27 protein-coding genes are annotated in these 14,199 nt (G+C 64.1%); all 27 read right to left on the reverse strand.

Going from position 1 to position 14,199, the window contains the following annotated elements:
* Nucleotides 1-55 precede the first annotated feature (55 nt).
* Nucleotides 56-445, reverse strand: coding sequence for a 30S ribosomal protein S11 (gene rpsK, locus Ga0609869_RS17535; RefSeq protein WP_028094097.1), 390 nt, complete (start codon nt 443-445; stop codon nt 56-58).
* A 15-nt stretch (nt 446-460) separates the two neighbouring features.
* A complete protein-coding gene (gene rpsM / locus Ga0609869_RS17540; protein WP_125403410.1) occupies nt 461-829 on the reverse strand; it encodes a 30S ribosomal protein S13 in 369 nt (122 codons plus the stop codon).
* A gap of 184 nt (nt 830-1,013) precedes the next feature.
* Complete coding sequence (locus Ga0609869_RS17545; RefSeq protein ID WP_125403409.1) at nt 1,014-1,661, reverse strand: adenylate kinase; 648 nt, start codon at nt 1,659-1,661, stop codon at nt 1,014-1,016.
* Nucleotides 1,658-3,019 (reverse strand): preprotein translocase subunit SecY, encoded by a 1,362-nt coding sequence (gene secY, locus Ga0609869_RS17550; protein ID WP_125403408.1) that lies wholly within the window; start codon nt 3,017-3,019, stop codon nt 1,658-1,660. The genes Ga0609869_RS17545 and secY overlap by 4 nt, the downstream gene beginning before the upstream one ends.
* Nucleotides 3,020-3,124: 105 nt before the next feature.
* Nucleotides 3,125-3,601: a 50S ribosomal protein L15 gene (rplO, locus tag Ga0609869_RS17555; RefSeq protein WP_125403407.1), complete on the reverse strand. Its 477-nt coding sequence runs from the start codon at nt 3,599-3,601 to the stop codon at nt 3,125-3,127.
* 215 nt (nt 3,602-3,816) lie between these two features.
* Nucleotides 3,817-4,569, reverse strand: coding sequence for a VPLPA-CTERM sorting domain-containing protein (locus Ga0609869_RS17560; RefSeq protein ID WP_369022878.1), 753 nt, complete (start codon nt 4,567-4,569; stop codon nt 3,817-3,819).
* Between the two features lie 123 nt (nt 4,570-4,692).
* Nucleotides 4,693-4,881, reverse strand: a complete 189-nt coding sequence (gene rpmD, locus Ga0609869_RS17565) for a 50S ribosomal protein L30 (RefSeq protein WP_125403406.1) — start codon at nt 4,879-4,881, stop codon at nt 4,693-4,695.
* 12 nt (nt 4,882-4,893) lie between these two features.
* Nucleotides 4,894-5,466 (reverse strand): 30S ribosomal protein S5, encoded by a 573-nt coding sequence (gene rpsE / locus Ga0609869_RS17570; RefSeq protein ID WP_125403405.1) that lies wholly within the window; start codon nt 5,464-5,466, stop codon nt 4,894-4,896.
* An 11-nt stretch (nt 5,467-5,477) separates the two neighbouring features.
* Nucleotides 5,478-5,837, reverse strand: coding sequence for a 50S ribosomal protein L18 (rplR, locus tag Ga0609869_RS17575; protein ID WP_125403404.1), 360 nt, complete (start codon nt 5,835-5,837; stop codon nt 5,478-5,480).
* Between the two features lie 11 nt (nt 5,838-5,848).
* A complete protein-coding gene (rplF, locus tag Ga0609869_RS17580) occupies nt 5,849-6,382 on the reverse strand; it encodes a 50S ribosomal protein L6 (RefSeq protein WP_125403403.1) in 534 nt (177 codons plus the stop codon).
* A gap of 11 nt (nt 6,383-6,393) precedes the next feature.
* A complete protein-coding gene (rpsH, locus tag Ga0609869_RS17585) occupies nt 6,394-6,792 on the reverse strand; it encodes a 30S ribosomal protein S8 (RefSeq protein ID WP_211336772.1) in 399 nt (132 codons plus the stop codon).
* Between the two features lie 12 nt (nt 6,793-6,804).
* Nucleotides 6,805-7,110 carry a 30S ribosomal protein S14 gene (gene rpsN, locus Ga0609869_RS17590; RefSeq protein ID WP_125403402.1) on the reverse strand — a complete coding sequence of 102 codons (306 nt, stop codon included), beginning with the start codon at nt 7,108-7,110 and terminating at the stop codon, nt 6,805-6,807.
* A 20-nt stretch (nt 7,111-7,130) separates the two neighbouring features.
* A complete protein-coding gene (gene rplE, locus Ga0609869_RS17595; RefSeq protein WP_125403401.1) occupies nt 7,131-7,694 on the reverse strand; it encodes a 50S ribosomal protein L5 in 564 nt (187 codons plus the stop codon).
* Entirely contained in the window at nt 7,687-8,001 is a 315-nt protein-coding gene (gene rplX / locus Ga0609869_RS17600) for a 50S ribosomal protein L24 (RefSeq protein WP_125403400.1), read from the reverse strand. Before rplX ends, rplE begins: the two co-directional genes overlap by 8 nt.
* A 1-nt stretch (nt 8,002) precedes the next feature.
* On the reverse strand, nt 8,003-8,371 hold the full coding sequence (gene rplN / locus Ga0609869_RS17605) for a 50S ribosomal protein L14 (RefSeq protein ID WP_011567679.1): 369 nt from the start codon (nt 8,369-8,371) through the stop codon (nt 8,003-8,005).
* Nucleotides 8,372-8,438: 67 nt separating this feature from the next.
* Nucleotides 8,439-8,672 (reverse strand): 30S ribosomal protein S17, encoded by a 234-nt coding sequence (gene rpsQ / locus Ga0609869_RS17610; protein WP_125403399.1) that lies wholly within the window; start codon nt 8,670-8,672, stop codon nt 8,439-8,441.
* A 15-nt stretch (nt 8,673-8,687) separates the two neighbouring features.
* The gene (gene rpmC, locus Ga0609869_RS17615) at nt 8,688-8,888 is read right to left on the reverse strand and encodes a 50S ribosomal protein L29 (RefSeq protein ID WP_125403398.1); all 201 of its coding nucleotides are present in this window, start codon (nt 8,886-8,888) and stop codon (nt 8,688-8,690) included.
* 290 nt (nt 8,889-9,178) lie between these two features.
* The gene (rplP, locus tag Ga0609869_RS17620) at nt 9,179-9,592 is read right to left on the reverse strand and encodes a 50S ribosomal protein L16 (protein WP_125403397.1); all 414 of its coding nucleotides are present in this window, start codon (nt 9,590-9,592) and stop codon (nt 9,179-9,181) included.
* Between the two features lie 12 nt (nt 9,593-9,604).
* Nucleotides 9,605-10,315, reverse strand: a complete 711-nt coding sequence (gene rpsC, locus Ga0609869_RS17625; protein ID WP_125403396.1) for a 30S ribosomal protein S3 — start codon at nt 10,313-10,315, stop codon at nt 9,605-9,607.
* Nucleotides 10,315-10,695: a 50S ribosomal protein L22 gene (gene rplV, locus Ga0609869_RS17630; RefSeq protein WP_125403395.1), complete on the reverse strand. Its 381-nt coding sequence runs from the start codon at nt 10,693-10,695 to the stop codon at nt 10,315-10,317. The genes rpsC and rplV overlap by 1 nt, the downstream gene beginning before the upstream one ends.
* Before the next feature lie 5 nt (nt 10,696-10,700).
* Entirely contained in the window at nt 10,701-10,979 is a 279-nt protein-coding gene (gene rpsS / locus Ga0609869_RS17635; RefSeq protein ID WP_125403394.1) for a 30S ribosomal protein S19, read from the reverse strand.
* A 3-nt stretch (nt 10,980-10,982) separates the two neighbouring features.
* On the reverse strand, nt 10,983-11,822 hold the full coding sequence (rplB, locus tag Ga0609869_RS17640; RefSeq protein WP_125403393.1) for a 50S ribosomal protein L2: 840 nt from the start codon (nt 11,820-11,822) through the stop codon (nt 10,983-10,985).
* A 121-nt stretch (nt 11,823-11,943) separates the two neighbouring features.
* Nucleotides 11,944-12,240 (reverse strand): 50S ribosomal protein L23, encoded by a 297-nt coding sequence (locus tag Ga0609869_RS17645; protein ID WP_125403392.1) that lies wholly within the window; start codon nt 12,238-12,240, stop codon nt 11,944-11,946.
* Nucleotides 12,237-12,857 carry a 50S ribosomal protein L4 gene (gene rplD / locus Ga0609869_RS17650; RefSeq protein ID WP_125403391.1) on the reverse strand — a complete coding sequence of 207 codons (621 nt, stop codon included), beginning with the start codon at nt 12,855-12,857 and terminating at the stop codon, nt 12,237-12,239. Before rplD ends, Ga0609869_RS17645 begins: the two co-directional genes overlap by 4 nt.
* Nucleotides 12,854-13,693 carry a 50S ribosomal protein L3 gene (gene rplC / locus Ga0609869_RS17655; RefSeq protein ID WP_125403390.1) on the reverse strand — a complete coding sequence of 280 codons (840 nt, stop codon included), beginning with the start codon at nt 13,691-13,693 and terminating at the stop codon, nt 12,854-12,856. The genes rplD and rplC overlap by 4 nt, the downstream gene beginning before the upstream one ends.
* A gap of 14 nt (nt 13,694-13,707) precedes the next feature.
* Nucleotides 13,708-14,016: a 30S ribosomal protein S10 gene (rpsJ, locus tag Ga0609869_RS17660; protein ID WP_037209276.1), complete on the reverse strand. Its 309-nt coding sequence runs from the start codon at nt 14,014-14,016 to the stop codon at nt 13,708-13,710.
* A gap of 56 nt (nt 14,017-14,072) precedes the next feature.
* Nucleotides 14,073-14,199, reverse strand: a 127-nt coding sequence (locus tag Ga0609869_RS17665; RefSeq protein WP_498073159.1) for an EF-Tu C-terminal domain-related protein, incomplete at its 5' end; no start/stop codon positions are given.

The raw sequence follows: 14,199 nt of genomic DNA on the forward strand, positions 1-14,199 counted from the left end.
AAAATGACGGATTCGGGCCGCGGCGATGCACGGCCCGAATTGGAAATTGGCAGGGTCAGACCCGGCGCCGTTTCGGCGGGCGGCAGCCGTTATGGGCGATCGGGGTCACGTCGCGGATCGAGGTGATGTTGAAACCGACAGCGGCCAATGCGCGCAGCGCGCTTTCGCGGCCCGAGCCGGGGCCCTGCACCTCGACCTCGAGCGTCTTGACGCCATGTTCCTGCGCCTTGCGGCCGGCGTCCTCGGCGGCCATCTGGGCGGCGTAAGGCGTCGATTTGCGCGACCCCTTGAAGCCCATGGTGCCGGCCGACGACCACGAGATCGCGTTGCCCTGCACGTCCGAGATCAGGATCTTGGTGTTGTTGAAGGACGAGTTCACATGCGCCACACCGGCGGCGATGTTCTTGCGTTCCTTGCGCTTGGTACGGGTCTTGTCGCGTGCCATGATACCTGCCCTCCCTTACTTCTTCTTGCCGGCGATGGGTTTCGCCGGGCCCTTGCGGGTGCGGGCGTTGGTATGGGTGCGCTGGCCGCGAACCGGCAGGTTGCGGCGGTGGCGCAGGCCGCGGTAGCAGCCCAGATCCATCAGGCGCTTGACGTTCATCTGCACCTCGCGGCGCAGATCGCCCTCGACGGAGAAGTTGGCGTCGATATGCTCGCGGATGGCCAGAACCTCCGCATCGGAAAGCTCGTTGACGCGGCGGGCCGTGTCGATACCGACCGCCTCGCAGATCGAGCCGGCCGAGGACGGGCCGATGCCATGGATGTAGGTAAGTGCAATGGGGACGCGTTTCCCCGTGGGGATGTTGACGCCAGCGATACGTGCCACGCAGGTCTTCCTTTTCGTTGCGGTTCCGTAGCCCCAGAACCTTTTTTCACAACTGAGGCCCGAAAGCGCGCTGCCTTCGGGCCGGTGCCCTCTTCGCCTGGGCGCGAGGCCCTGCGACAAAGAGTCGATTCTTGATCGAGACGCTGTGCCTAGGGCGTTTTTCCAGCCGCGTCAAGGGGGCGCATTACGCCTTGTTAAGAACACCGCTGATTGCGGCCGAGACCTCGTCGATTTCGCCCAGACCGTCGATCGCCGAGAGCTGTCCCTTGGCGTAGTAATAGCCGATAAGGGGCGAGGTCTTCTTGTAATATTCCATCAGCCGCTGGCGCAGGCTTTCCTCGTTGTCGTCGGCCCGGCGCTTGAATTCGGTGGCGCCGCAGTTGGTGCATTTGCCATCGGCCGGGATCGGCTTGGTGATGTCGTTGTAGACCTCGCCGCAGCCCGCGCAGGTGGACCGCGCGGTGATGCGTTGCACCAGCGCGTCGTCGTCGACGCGCATCTCGATCACCGCATCCAGCCCCTGGCCCTTGCGCGACAGGAGCTCGGCCAGCGCATCGGCCTGGGCCAGCGTCCGGGGAAAGCCGTCGAAGATGAAACCGCCCTCGGCGCCGGCCTCGAGCTTTTCGTCGATCAGGCCGATCACGATCTCGTCGGTCACCAGTTCGCCGCGATCCATGACCTCGGCCACGCGCTTGCCCATCTCGGTGCCCGAGCTGCGCGCCTCGCGCAGCATGTCGCCGGTTGAAAGCTGAACCATGCCGCGCTCGTCGACCAGCTTGCGGGCCTGGGTCCCTTTGCCAGCCCCCGGGGGTCCAAGAAGGATGATGTTCATCGCCGCGCTTTCCCTTTCTTGGTACCGCCACGGCGTTTGCCCCGCAGCTGCGATTTTTCGATCAGGCCCTCATACTGGTGCGCCAGAAGATGGGACTGAACCTGTTGGATCGTGTCCATCGTCACTGACACGACGATCAGCACCGAGGTGCCGCCGAAATAGAACGGAATTGCCAGCTGCGCGCGCAGGATTTCCGGCAACAAACACACCAGAGCCAGGTACCCCGAGCCCAGCACAAGCAACCGCGTCACGACGTAGTCGAGATATTCCTCGGTCCGCTTGCCGGGCCGGATGCCGGGGATAAACCCGTTCTGGTTTTTCAGGTTTTCCGCCACGTCTTCGGTCTTGAAGGCGACGTTGTAGGTGTAGAAATAGGTGAAGAATATGATCATCGCGCTGAAGAACAGCAGGTAGAGCGGCTGGCCCGGCCCGAAATAGGCCAGGAGCGCCGACATGAACGGGCCTGTCTGGCTGCCCGAGAAGGTCGAGATCGTGGTTGGCAGCAGCAGGAGCGACGACGCGAAGATCGCCGGGATCACGCCCGCGGGGTTGACCTTGACCGGCAGGTGCGACGAGCCGCCGTCATAGACCTTCATCCCCACCTGACGGCGCGGATACTGGATGTGGATCTTTCGCAGAGCGCGTTCCATGAACACCACGAAGGCGATCACCAGCACCACCATCAGCATCACGCCGATGATGACCACCGGCGACAGCGCCCCCGACCGGCCCTGGCTGAAGAACTGCGCCAGCGCCGCCGGAATCTCGGCGATGATGCCCACGAAGATGATCAGCGAGATCCCGTTGCCCACGCCGCGCGCAGTGATCTGTTCGCCCAGCCACATCAGGAACATGGTGCCGCCGACGATGGTGATCACCGTCGAGGCGCGGAAGAACCATCCCGGGTCCGAGGCCAGATCGCCCGCCTCGAGGCTGACGGCCAGGCCATAGGCCTGGAACGTGGCGAGAAACACCGTGCCGTAGCGGGTGTACTGGTTGATCTTCTTGCGCCCCTGCTCGCCCTCTTTCTTGAGTTGTTCGAGCCGCGGCACCATCGCGGTGAGCAGCTGTACGATGATCGAGGCCGAGATGTAGGGCATGATGCCCAGGGCGAAGATACCCATCCGCCCCAGTGCGCCGCCGGTGAACATCGAGAGAATGCCGCCGAGACCGGACGCCGCGCCCTCCATGAACTCCTTCAGGGCCACGCCGTCGATGCCGGGCACGGGGATGTAGGTGCCCAGGCGGTAGACGATCAGGAGCCCAAGGGTGAAGAAGATCCGCTGGCGCAGCTCGGTGGCCTTGCCAAAGGCCCCCCAGCTCATGTTAGCGGCCATTTGCTCTGCTGCAGATGCCATGCTGAGCCTCTATTCAGGACAGCGCCGCCGAAACCGTTTTCCGGCTCGGCGGCGCAGGGGAAAACTATGGGTGATTTAAGCGGCGCGGGCGCCGCGAACAACCACTTATTCGGCCGCAGCCGGCTGGGGCGCGGTCTTGAGCGAGCCGCCGGCCTTTTCCACCGCTTCAATCGCGGACTTGGAGGCCCCGGTCACGTCGAGATCAACTTTCGCCGAGAACTCGCCCTTGGCGAGGATGCGCACCCCGTCAAGCTTGCGGCGCACCAGGCCCGAGGCCACCAGCGCGTCTTCGTCGATCGGCTTTTTCGCGTTCAGCTTGCCGGCATCCACGAATTTCTGGATGAGCCCGAGGTTGACCACGGCAAATTGCTTGCGGCCCGGCTGGTTGAAGCCGCGCTTGGGCAGGCGCTGGTAAAGCGGCATCTGGCCGCCCTCGTAGCCCTTGATGGCCACGCCCGAGCGGGATTTCTGGCCCTTGATGCCGCGTCCGGCGGTCTTGCCCTTGCCCGACCCCGGGCCGCGGCCGATCCGCTTGGCCTTTTTCGCCGCGCCGTCGTTGTCGCGCAGTTCATTGAGTTTCATGTCGCTTCTCCTTAGCCGGATGCAGCCCCCGAAGCGATATGGGCCGACCACGGCGTTTCTTGGTTGTGGAATGTGGCCCGGCGGGCCACCGGGGGCGTATACGCGCTGAGGCGCGGCCATGCAAGCAACTTGGCGCCCGACCAACAGCCACCGGGCGCATTGCGTAAAAGCCCAAACGCCCCGATGTGTTTATCGAGGCGTTTGCGGTCCCGGCCCTAGGTCTTGGCGCGCTTGCGGCGCGCGACAAAGACCGCGCCGGCGAGGCCGCTCAGCAACAGCACGCCGCCGGCCGGCAGCGGCACCTCGCCCACCTGTTCGTCCGTGCCTTGCACGCCGATGGTGAAACCGTTCCAGTACTCGTTGGTCAGGCTGGCCCAGGTCAGGCTGTCGAACGTGTCGTCGAAAAAGATCGTCCCGTGCGGTTCACCGCCCGTGGCGTTCAGCGAGTATGTGCCGTCGCCGTTATCGACCTTTACCACGCCGCCGCTTCCCCAATAACCCGCGTCGTCGGTGCCCTGCCCATCCACATTGCCGCCGGTATAGCTGAGGATCTCGAAATCCTGATCGAACCGGTACCCATTCCCGTTCATGCTGACGAACGAGTAGTAAAGGTTCTCGACCGTCTGAGAGAACGTCAATGTCTGCACGCCGGCATATCGCAGGGCGATCATTTCCGCGGCTGGCGGCCGGTTGTCCACACCGTTCGGCCCGACACTGGTGTAGGGCGAGTCAGGGCCGCTTGCGGTGAAGTAGTCCGTCCCGGTGCCGGTCTGAACGAAGCCGACGCCCGCCGCATTCGTGTAAGTGACATCTATGGTTTCGCTGCCCGAGGTGATCACGCCTTCGACGGTGTAGACGCCTTCGTCGTCATAGGCTGTTATCCAGTCGATCCATTGGACCTCGACGGCTGCGGCCGGAAGCGCCGAAAGGGCCAAGCCTGCGCAAAGCAAAGGAGTAATAAATCGCATGTTTCCACCCCCTTAAAGGAAATTAAAATAGGGCGGCATAGTAACAGCAAAACCCCTTTCGCCAAAGCGCAAAAAAAGGGCCCCGGCATCGACCGGGGCCCCGCAAACTTCCAAAAGCGCGGCTCAGCCGCGCTCTTCGACGATCTCGACCAGATGCGGGATCTTGGCGATCATGCCGCGAATGCTGGGGGTGTCCTCCAGTTCGCGGGTCTTGTGCATCTTGTTCAGGCCCAGCCCGATCAGCGTCTGACGCTGAACCTCGGGGCGGCGGATGGGCGAGCCCACCTGCTTGACGACGATGGTTTTTGCCATTCTCCCGTCTCCTTACGCTTCTGCCGCTGCGGGCGTTTCGGCGGCCGGCGCGTCATCTTTTTTCAGGATGTCGGCCACCTTCTTGCCCCGGCGCTGCGCCACGTGGCGCGGCGAGCTTTCGCGGGTCAGCCCGTCCAGCGTCGCGCGGATCATGTTGTAGGGGTTCTGCGAGCCGACGGATTTGGCCACCACGTCCTGAATGCCCAGCATCTCGAACACGGCACGCATCGGGCCGCCGGCGATGATGCCGGTACCCTGGGGGGCGGTGCGCATCACCACGCGGCCCGCGCCATGGCGGCCCTCGATATCGTGATGCAGGGTGCGGCCCTCGCGCAGCGGCACGCGGATGAGGTTGCGCTTGGCCTGCTCGGTGGCCTTGCGGATCGCCTCGGGCACCTCTTTGGCCTTGCCTTTGCCAAAGCCGACGCGGCCTTTCTGATCGCCCACGACGACGAGCGCGGCAAAGCCGAAGCGTTTGCCGCCCTTCACGGTCTTGGACACACGGTTGATCGCCACGAGACGATCGGCGAATTCCGGGTTCTCGTCGCGATCGCGGCCGCCCCGGCGATTGTCTTCTCTTGCCATCTCTCGTCTCCTCAGAACTTCAGGCCGCCCTCACGGGCAGCATCGGCGAGTGCCTTGACCTTGCCGTGGAACAGGAACCCGCCCCGGTCGAAGTAGCATTCCTCGACCCCGGCCTTCTTGGCCCGTTCGGCGATAGCGGTCCCCACCTTGGTGGCGGCCTCGACGTTGTTCTTGCCGACGATACCCAGATCCTTTTCGAGGCTGGAGGCCGACGCCAGCGTGACGCCGTTCACATCGTCGATCAGCTGCACGCTGATGTTCTTGTTGCTGCGATGCACGCTCAGGCGCACGCGCCCGGCATTCATCTTGCGAAGCTTGTTCCGCACGCGCAGGCGGCGTTTCTGGAACAGTTGTCTTTTGCTGTTTGCCATCTGTCGCGCCCTTACTTCTTCTTGCCTTCCTTACGGAAGATGAACTCGCCCTTGTAGCGGATGCCTTTGCCCTTGTAGGGCTCCGGCGCGCGCCATTCGCGGATATTGGCCGCGACCTGGCCGACGAGCTGCTGATCCGAACCCTCGATCACGACCTCGGTCGGTTTCGGGGCGGTGACGGTGACGCCCTCGGGCACCTCGAAATTCACTTCGTGCGAATAGCCGAGGTTCAGCTTCAGCGTGTTGCCCTGCACCTGGGCACGGTAACCGACGCCCTGGATCTCGAGCTCTTTCTTGAAGCCCTCGGTCACGCCCTGCACGAGGTTGGCGACCATGGTGCGCGACATCCCCCATTGCTGGCGCGCCCGCTTGGAGCTGCCGCGAGGGGTGATGGTGACGCCGTTATCCTCGACCGTGAGGGTCACGTCGTCGGTGGCGGTGAAGCTGCGGGCGCCCTTGGGGCCCTTCACTTCGACGGTCTGGCCGGAGACGGATGCGGACACACCCGACGGCAGCTCGACCGGTTTCTTACCAATACGAGACATTCCGACCTCCCTTAGAACACCTGGCAGAGCACTTCTCCGCCGACATTGGCGGAGCGCGCTGCTGCATCGGACATCACGCCCTTGGACGTCGAGACGATCGAAACACCGAGGCCCTGGCGGACCTGCGGGATCTCTTTCACGCTCATGTAGACGCGCCGGCCGGGCTTGGAGACACGGCGCAGCTCGCGGATGACGGGCTGGCCTTCGTAGTACTTCAGGCTGACCTCGATTTCGGGCATGCCATTCGCGCTGGTCGCCGGTTCGTAGCCGCGGATATAGCCTTCGTCCTGCAGCACGTCGAGAACCCAGGCGCGCAGCTTCGAGGCCGGCGTGCGGACCGTCGACTTGCCGCGCATCTGCGCGTTGCGGATACGGGTCAGCATATCGCCGAGAGGATCGTTCACGGACATCTCTTCCCCTCCTTACCAGCTCGACTTGACCATGCCGGGGATCTGGCCCGTGGAGCCGAGTTCCCGAAGCATGATCCGCGAGACTTTGAGCTTGCGGTAATAGGCGTGCGGACGCCCGGTGAGCTGGCAGCGGTTGTGCAGCCGGGTCGCCGACGAGTTGCGCGGCAGCTTGGCCAGCTTCAGCCGGGCCTTGAACCGCTCTTCCATCGGCAGGTCTTCGTTGTTCGCGATCTCTTTCAGAGCGGCGCGCTTGGCGGCGTATTGCTCGACCAGGCGCTGGCGCTTCTTCTCGCGTTCGATCATCGATTTCTTAGCCATGTGCTTTCTCCCTGCCGCGATCAGCTGTTGAACGGCATGTTGAAATGCTTCAACAGCGCCTTCGCTTCCGCGTCGGTTTTCGCGGTGGTGCCGATGACGATATCCATACCCCAGACTTCGTCGACCTTGTCGTAGTCGATTTCCGGGAAGACGATGTGCTCCTTGATGCCCATCGCGTAGTTGCCGCGCCCGTCAAAGGACTTGCCCGCGACGCCGCGGAAGTCGCGGATGCGGGGCATGGCGATGGTGATCAGGCGGTCGAGGAATTCATACATCCGGTCGCCGCGGAGCGTGACCTTGGCGCCGAGCGGCATTTCCTCGCGGACGCGGAAACCGGCGATCGACTTTTTCGCCTTGGTCACCACGGCCTTCTGGCCGGCGAGCATGGTCAGGTCTTCGACGGCCGACTTGACCTTTTTCGAGTCGCGCACGGCCTCGGCGCCGCAGCCGATGTTCAGCACGACCTTTTCAAGGCGCGGAATCATCATGTCGTTCTTGTAGCCGAACTCTTCTTTCAGAGCGGGCCGGATGGTGTTGCGGTACTCCGCCTTCAGGCGCGGGATGTAGCTGGCGGAATCAAGCATCGATCACTTCCCCCGATTTCTTGGCGAAACGCACCTTCTTGCCGTCTTCCATGCGGAAGCCCACGCGGGTCGGGCCGCCCTCCTTGGGGTCGACGATCGCGAGGTTGGACAGCTGGATCGGCATCGCCTTGGGCGTCCGTCCGCCCTGGCTCATCTGGCTGGGTTTCTGGTGACGGACGGCCATGTTGACGCCCTCAACCACGGCCTTGCCGGCCTTGGGATCGACCGACTGGATGGTGCCTTCGCGGCCCTTGTCCTTGCCGGCCAGCACGACGACCTTGTCGCCCTTTTTCAGCTTGGCAGCCATCTTACAGCACCTCCGGGGCGAGCGAGATGATCTTCATGAAGTTCTTGGCGCGCAACTCGCGCACCACCGGGCCGAAGATACGGGTCCCGATCGGCTCGTTGTTGTTATTGAGGATGACCGCGGCGTTGCGGTCGAAACGGATCGCGGTGCCGTCTTCGCGCCGGACCTCTTTGGCGGTGCGCACGACGACGGCCTTGCGCACGTCGCCCTTCTTCACGCGGCCGCGCGGGATGGCTTCCTTCACCGAGACGACGATGATGTCGCCGACGGAGGCGTATTTACGCTTGGAACCACCCAGGACCTTGATGCACTGCACCCGGCGTGCGCCGGAGTTGTCAGCGACATCCAGATTGGTCTGCATCTGGATCATGTGGTTTCTCCCGACCTTTGGGAACGCGTCCCAGGGTTTCGATCAAACCGGAATGTGACGGCGCAGGTCAGACCTGGGCGATCACCTCCCAGCGTTTCGTCTTGGATTTCGGCGCGCATTCCTGAATGCGCACCATGTCGCCGACCTTGAACTGGTTGGCTTCGTCATGGGCCCGGTATTTCTTGGACTTCCGGATCGTCTTTTGCAGCACGGGGTGCTTGAAGCGGCGCTCGACCGAGACCGTGACGGTCTGGTTGTTCTGGTCGCTGGTCACGGTGCCTTGCAGGATACGTTTGGGCATTCTGGTCTGGCTCCCTTATTCCGCCGCCGCGCGGGCTTTTTCGTTCAGCACGGTCTTCACCCGGGCCGCGTTGCGGCGAACCTGGCGCATCCGCGCCGTGTTCTCCATCGCGCCGGTGGCCTGCTGGAAGCGCAGGTTGAAGGCCTCTTTCTTGAGGTTCGTCAGCTCCTCGCGGAGCTGGTCGGGCGTCTTGTCCCGGAGTTCCTGAGCGTTCATGGCTCGATCTTCCTTTTCAACATCACCGGAAGGCCCCCCTGAAGGGTCACCCTGATTCCGATGGAGTCCGTGGATGAGCGGCCCGCATACCCCCCGGCCGCCCGTATTGCAAGCCCTTTCAAGCCGCAAGCGGCCGATCCCGGCAGGAAAGGCGCATCCGGCCGATATGGGACACGGGTTTCGCCGTCGCGCCGCAGCCCCCCCCCGGCACCGGCGCTGAAACGAAAAGGCCCCCGCCGATCTCTCGACGGGGGCCGATCTCGCAGGGTGGGTATCACCCCACCGACCGCTTACCAGTCTTCGCGATGCACGATCCGGCATTTTACCGGCAGCTTCATCGCGGCAAGGCGCAGGGCCTCGCGGGCGACTGGTTCGGACACGCCGTCGATTTCGAACATGATCCGGCCGGGCTTGATCTTGGCGGCCCAGAAATCGACCGACCCCTTGCCCTTACCCATCCGCACCTCGGTGGGCTTGGACGACACGGGCGTGTCGGGGAAGACGCGGATCCAGACCCGGCCCTGACGTTTCATGTGACGCGTCATGGCACGGCGCGCCGCCTCGATCTGGCGTGCGGTGATCCGCTCGGGCTGGGTGGCCTTCAGGCCGAACGTCCCGAAGTTGAGGTCGAACCCGCCTTTTGCCTGGCCGTGAATACGGCCCTTGTGCATCTTGCGGAATTTCGTGCGCTTGGGTTGCAGCATCTCTCAAACTCCTCAGCGGTCGCGGCGCGGACGCGAGGGCCCGCCGCCGCCTTCCTGGAGCTCCTGCTGGCGACGGTCGCGGGCACTGGGATCGTGCTCCATGATTTCGCCTTTGAAGATCCAGACCTTGATCCCGATGATGCCGTAGGGCGTTTGCGCCTCGGCCAGGGCATAGTCGATATCGGCGCGCAGCGTGTGCAGCGGCACCCGGCCCTCGCGGTACCATTCGGTCCGTGCGATCTCGGCGCCGCCGAGGCGGCCCGCGACGTTGACCCGGATGCCGAGCGCGCCCATGCGCATGGCGTTCTGCACCGACCGCTTCATCGCGCGGCGAAAGCTGACCCGGCGCTCAAGCTGCTGGGCAATGCTCTCGGCCACCAGCTGGGCGTCGAGTTCCGGCTTGCGCACCTCGACGATGTTGAGGTGCAGCTCGCTGTCGGTCATCTGGGCCAGCTTCTTGCGCAGGGTTTCGATATCGGCGCCCTTCTTGCCGATGATCACGCCCGGACGCGCGGTGTGGATCGTCACCCGGCACTTCTTGTGCGGGCGCTCGATGATGATGCGGCTGACGCCGGCCTGCTTGCACTCTTCGCGGATGAACTCGCGGATAGCGAGGTCTTCGAGCAGCAGGTTGCCGTATTCCTTGGTATCGGCGTACCAGCGGCTGTCCCAGGTGCGGTTCACCTGCAGGCGCATGCCGATCGGATTGACCTTGTGACCCATTACGCTTGCTCCTCGACCTGGCGAACCTTGATGGTGAGTTCGGAGAAAGGCTTGACGATCCGGCCGAACCGGCCGCGCGCCCGCGGGCGACCGCGCTTCAACGTCAGGTTCTTGCCGACATAGGCCTCGGCGACGATCAGCTCGTCGACGTCGAGATCATGGTTGTTCTCGGCGTTAGCGATGGCCGATTGAAGGCATTTCTTCACGTCGTCGGCGATCCGCTTTTTCGAAAAGGTCAGATCGGCGAGCGCGCGGTCGACCTTCTTGCCGCGGATCATGGCGGCCACCAGGTTCAGCTTCTGCGGCGAGGTGCGCAGCATGCGGATCTTGGCCATGGCCTCGTTCTCGGCCACGCGGCGCGGGTTCTTTTCCTTGCCCATGACGCTTACCTCTTCTTCGCTTTTTTGTCGGCCGCGTGCCCGTAATAGCTACGGGTGGGCGCGTATTCGCCGAACTTCTGACCGATCATGTCTTCGGACACGTTCACAGGGATGTGCTTGTGACCGTTATAGACGCCAAAGGTCAGCCCCACGAACTGGGGCAGGATGGTGGAACGGCGCGACCAGATCTTGATCACTTCGTTGCGGCCCGACTCGCGCGCCTTCTCGGCCTTTTTCAGGACGTAGGAGTCGACGAAAGGGCCTTTCCAAACAGAGCGTGCCATATATTAGCGCCCCTTCTTGCGAGCGTGGCGGGAGCGGATGATGAACTTGTCCGTCCCCTTGTTCTTGCGGGTACGGGCGCCCTTGGTGGGCTTGCCCCAGGGGGTCACCGGGTGACGGCCGCCCGAGGTACGGCCCTCGCCGCCGCCATGGGGGTGGTCGATGGGGTTCATCACCACGCCGCGCACGCTGGGCCGCTTGCCCATGTGGCGCGTCCGGCCCGCCTTGCCGAAGTTCTGGTTCGAGTTGTCGGGGTTCGACACCGCGCCAACCGTCGCCAGGCATTCCTGCCGCACCATCCTGAGCTCGCCCGAGCTGAGGCGGATCTGGGCGTAGCCGCCGTCACGGCCGACAAACTGGGCATAGGTGCCCGCGGCGCGTGCGATCTGGCCGCCCTTGCCGGGCTTCAGCTCGATATTGTGCACGATCGTGCCGACCGGCATGCCGGTAAAGGGCATCGCGTTGCCCGGCTTGACGTCGGCCTTGGCCGAGGCCACCACCTTGTCGCCAATGCCAAGGCGCTGGGGCGCCAGGATGTAGGCCTGCTCGCCGTCCTCGTACTGGATCAGCGCGATGAAGGCGGTCCGGTTCGGGTCGTATTCGATGCGCGCCACAACGGCGGGCATATCGACCTTGCTCCGCTTGAAATCAACGATGCGGTAGAGGCGCTTCGCCCCCCCGCCACGGCGGCGTGCCGTAATCCGTCCGGTGTTGTTCCGGCCGCCCTTTTTGGTCAGACCCTCGGTGAGGGCCTTGACCGGACGACCTTTCCAAAGCTCCGAACGGTCGATCAGAACCAGCCCACGCTGGCCCGGCGTCGTCGGCTTGTACGACTTGAGTGCCATGCTTTCTGTCTTCCGTCAGCTTCGGACCAAAGGTCCGGTTTCGGTCTGGGGCAATTGCACGCCCCGGCTCAAAAACGTCCGGCCCCGGGACAAACCGGGGCCGAAGAGTCGGATCCGTCTATCAGAGACCCGTGGTCACGTCGATAGTGTTGCCCTCTTCGAGGGTGACGTAGGCCTTCTTGACGTCGGCGCGGCGGCCGAGGATGCCGCGGAACCGCTTGACCTTGCCCTTGGTGATGGTGGTGTTGACCGCCTTCACCTTGACACCGAAGAGGCCCTCGATCGCCTCCTTGATCTGCGGCTTGTTCGCATCCATCGCCACCTCGAAGACCACAGCGTTGGCCTCCGACGCCATCGTGGCCTTTTCGGTGATCACCGGCTTGCGGATCACGTCGTAATGTTCCGGCTTCGCGCTCATTTCAGTCGCGCCTCCAGCGCTTCGACACCCGCTTTGGTCAGCACGAGCGTGTCGCGCTTGAGGATGTCATAGACATTGGCCCCCACCGACGGCAACACATCGATACCCTCGATGTTGCGCGCCGCCATGGCGAAGTTTTGGTTCACCTCGGCCCCGTCGATCACCAGCGCCCGCTTCCAGCCAAGGCTCTTCAGCGACTTGGCCAGCGCCGCGGTCTTGGGCTCGGCGAGTTCCGCCGCCTCAAGCACCACCAGCTCGCCCGCCTTCGCCTTGGCGCTCAGCGCGTGGCGCAGGCCCAGCTTGCGGAACTTCTTGGTCAGCTCGTGCGCATGGCTGCGCGGGGTCGGGCCCTTGTAGATGCCGCCCTTGCGGAAGATCGGCGCGTTGCGGTCACCGTGGCGCGCGCCGCCGGTGCCCTTCTGGCGATAGATCTTCTTGGTCGAGTAGCTGGTCTCGGACCGGGTCTTGACCTTGTGGGTGCCGGCCTGCGCCTTGTTGCGCTGCCAGCGGACCACGCGGTGCAGGATGTCGGCGCGCGGCTCGAGCCCGAAGATCTCGTCGCCGAGATCGACGGTGCCGGCCTTGGCGCCGTCCAGCTTGATCACGTCGAGTTTCATTCCTCACCGTCCTTCTTCTCGGCCTGAATCTCGGCCTCGGCCTCTTTCAGGGCGGCCTCTTCGGCGGCGGCCTGTTCCTCGGCGGCGGCCTTCGCGGCGGCTTCCTCCTCGGCGGCGGCCTGGGCGGCGGCCTCCTCGGCGGCGCGCTTGGCCTCTTCGGCGGCCGATTTCAGCGCGGCGGGGTAGATCAGGTTTTCAGGCGTCGGCTTTTTCACCGCGTCCTTGATCGTCACCCAGCCGCCCTTGGACCCCGGCACCGCGCCCTTGACCATGATCAGCCCGCGGTCGGCGTCGGTCTTGATGACCTGCAGGTTTTGCGTGGTCACGCGCGCCGCGCCCATGTGGCCGGCCATCTTCTTGCCCTTGAACACGCGTCCAGGGTCCTGACACTGGCCGGTCGAGCCGTGCGAGCGGTGGCTGATCGACACGCCGTGGCTGGCCCGCAGGCCGCCGAAGTTGTGCCGCTTCATCGCGCCGGCAAAGCCCTTGCCGATCGAGGTGCCGCTGACATCCACGAACTGGCCTTCGAAGTAATGATCGGCGGTGATTTCCTCACCCACGTCGATCAGGTTCTCCGGCGCCACGCGGAACTCCGCGATCTTGCTTTTCGGGGCCACGCTCGCCTTGGCGAAATGGCCGCGCATCGGCGCGCTGACCCGCTTGGCGCGGGCGCTGCCCGAGCCGAGCTGAACGGCGGTGTAGCCGTCCTTTTCGCTGGTCCGCTGGGCCACGACCTGGCAGCCGTCGAGTTGCAGAACGGTCACCGGCACCTGCCGGCCGTCCTCCATGAACAACCGGGTCATGCCCAGTTTCTTTGCGATCACTCCAGAGCGCATCTCGGGTGCCCTCCTCAAACCTTGATCTCGACGTCCACGCCGGCGGCGAGGTCGAGCTTCATAAGCGCGTCCACGGTCTGCGGCGTAGGGTCGATGATGTCGAGAAGCCGCTTATGCGTGCGGATTTCCCATTGGTCACGGGACTTCTTGTCGACATGGGGGCCGCGAAGAACCGTGAATTTCTCGATCTTGTTCGGCAACGGGATGGGCCCACGCACCTGGGCGCCGGTCCGCTTGGCCGTGTTGACGATCTCCTGCGTGCTGGCATCCAGAACGCGGTAGTCAAAGGCCTTCAGCCGAATGCGGATATTCTGACTTTGCATTTTCTTTGCCCTTCAGGCTGAAGGGCGGGCACCAGGGCCCGCCCGGCCGTTTCACGTTACTCGATGATCTTCGACACGACGCCGGCGCCGACGGTGCGGCCGCCTTCGCGGATGGCGAAGCGCAGCTTCTCTTCCATCGCGATCGGCGCGATCAGTTCAACCGTGAACGACACGTTGTCGCCC

The sequence above is a fragment of the Rhodovulum iodosum genome (assembly GCF_041020385.1).
Lineage (GTDB): Bacteria > Pseudomonadota > Alphaproteobacteria > Rhodobacterales > Rhodobacteraceae > Rhodovulum > Rhodovulum iodosum.

Excerpts from the sequence above, each read along its gene's own strand:
- rpsN (WP_125403402.1), bottom strand. The coding sequence starts at position 7,110 with ATGGCTAAGAAATCGATGATCGAACGCGAGAAGAAGCGCCAGCGCCTG.
- rplO (WP_125403407.1), bottom strand. The coding sequence starts at position 3,601 with ATGAAACTCAATGAACTGCGCGACAACGACGGCGCGGCGAAAAAGGCC.
- rplR (WP_125403404.1), bottom strand. The coding sequence starts at position 5,837 with ATGGCAAACAGCAAAAGACAACTGTTCCAGAAACGCCGCCTGCGCGTG.
- rpsJ (WP_037209276.1), bottom strand. The coding sequence starts at position 14,016 with ATGCAAAGTCAGAATATCCGCATTCGGCTGAAGGCCTTTGACTACCGC.
- rpmD (WP_125403406.1), bottom strand. The coding sequence starts at position 4,881 with ATGGCAAAAACCATCGTCGTCAAGCAGGTGGGCTCGCCCATCCGCCGC.
- secY (WP_125403408.1), bottom strand. The coding sequence starts at position 3,019 with ATGGCATCTGCAGCAGAGCAAATGGCCGCTAACATGAGCTGGGGGGCC.
- rplF (WP_125403403.1), bottom strand. The coding sequence starts at position 6,382 with ATGTCTCGTATTGGTAAGAAACCGGTCGAGCTGCCGTCGGGTGTGTCC.
- rplC (WP_125403390.1), bottom strand. The coding sequence starts at position 13,693 with ATGCGCTCTGGAGTGATCGCAAAGAAACTGGGCATGACCCGGTTGTTC.
- rpsC (WP_125403396.1), bottom strand. The coding sequence starts at position 10,315 with ATGGGTCACAAGGTCAATCCGATCGGCATGCGCCTGCAGGTGAACCGC.
- rplD (WP_125403391.1), bottom strand. The coding sequence starts at position 12,857 with ATGAAACTCGACGTGATCAAGCTGGACGGCGCCAAGGCCGGCACCGTC.
- rpsS (WP_125403394.1), bottom strand. The coding sequence starts at position 10,979 with ATGGCACGCTCTGTTTGGAAAGGCCCTTTCGTCGACTCCTACGTCCTG.
- rpmC (WP_125403398.1), bottom strand. The coding sequence starts at position 8,888 with ATGAACGCTCAGGAACTCCGGGACAAGACGCCCGACCAGCTCCGCGAG.
- rplP (WP_125403397.1), bottom strand. The coding sequence starts at position 9,592 with ATGCTGCAACCCAAGCGCACGAAATTCCGCAAGATGCACAAGGGCCGT.
- rplE (WP_125403401.1), bottom strand. The coding sequence starts at position 7,694 with ATGCTTGATTCCGCCAGCTACATCCCGCGCCTGAAGGCGGAGTACCGC.
- rpsK (WP_028094097.1), bottom strand. The coding sequence starts at position 445 with ATGGCACGCGACAAGACCCGTACCAAGCGCAAGGAACGCAAGAACATC.
- Ga0609869_RS17545 (WP_125403409.1), bottom strand. The coding sequence starts at position 1,661 with ATGAACATCATCCTTCTTGGACCCCCGGGGGCTGGCAAAGGGACCCAG.
- rplB (WP_125403393.1), bottom strand. The coding sequence starts at position 11,822 with ATGGCACTCAAGTCGTACAAGCCGACGACGCCGGGCCAGCGTGGGCTG.
- rplX (WP_125403400.1), bottom strand. The coding sequence starts at position 8,001 with ATGGCTGCCAAGCTGAAAAAGGGCGACAAGGTCGTCGTGCTGGCCGGC.
- rpsQ (WP_125403399.1), bottom strand. The coding sequence starts at position 8,672 with ATGCCCAAACGTATCCTGCAAGGCACCGTGACCAGCGACCAGAACAAC.
- Ga0609869_RS17645 (WP_125403392.1), bottom strand. The coding sequence starts at position 12,240 with ATGAGCGCGAAGCCGGAACATTACGACGTGATCCGCAAGCCGGTGATC.
- rplN (WP_011567679.1), bottom strand. The coding sequence starts at position 8,371 with ATGATCCAGATGCAGACCAATCTGGATGTCGCTGACAACTCCGGCGCA.
- rpsH (WP_211336772.1), bottom strand. The coding sequence starts at position 6,792 with ATGTCCGTGAACGATCCTCTCGGCGATATGCTGACCCGTATCCGCAAC.
- rpsE (WP_125403405.1), bottom strand. The coding sequence starts at position 5,466 with ATGGCAAGAGAAGACAATCGCCGGGGCGGCCGCGATCGCGACGAGAAC.
- Ga0609869_RS17560 (WP_369022878.1), bottom strand. The coding sequence starts at position 4,569 with ATGCGATTTATTACTCCTTTGCTTTGCGCAGGCTTGGCCCTTTCGGCG.
- rplV (WP_125403395.1), bottom strand. The coding sequence starts at position 10,695 with ATGGGCAAGGAAAAGAACCCGCGCCGCGTGGCCGAGAACGAGGCCATG.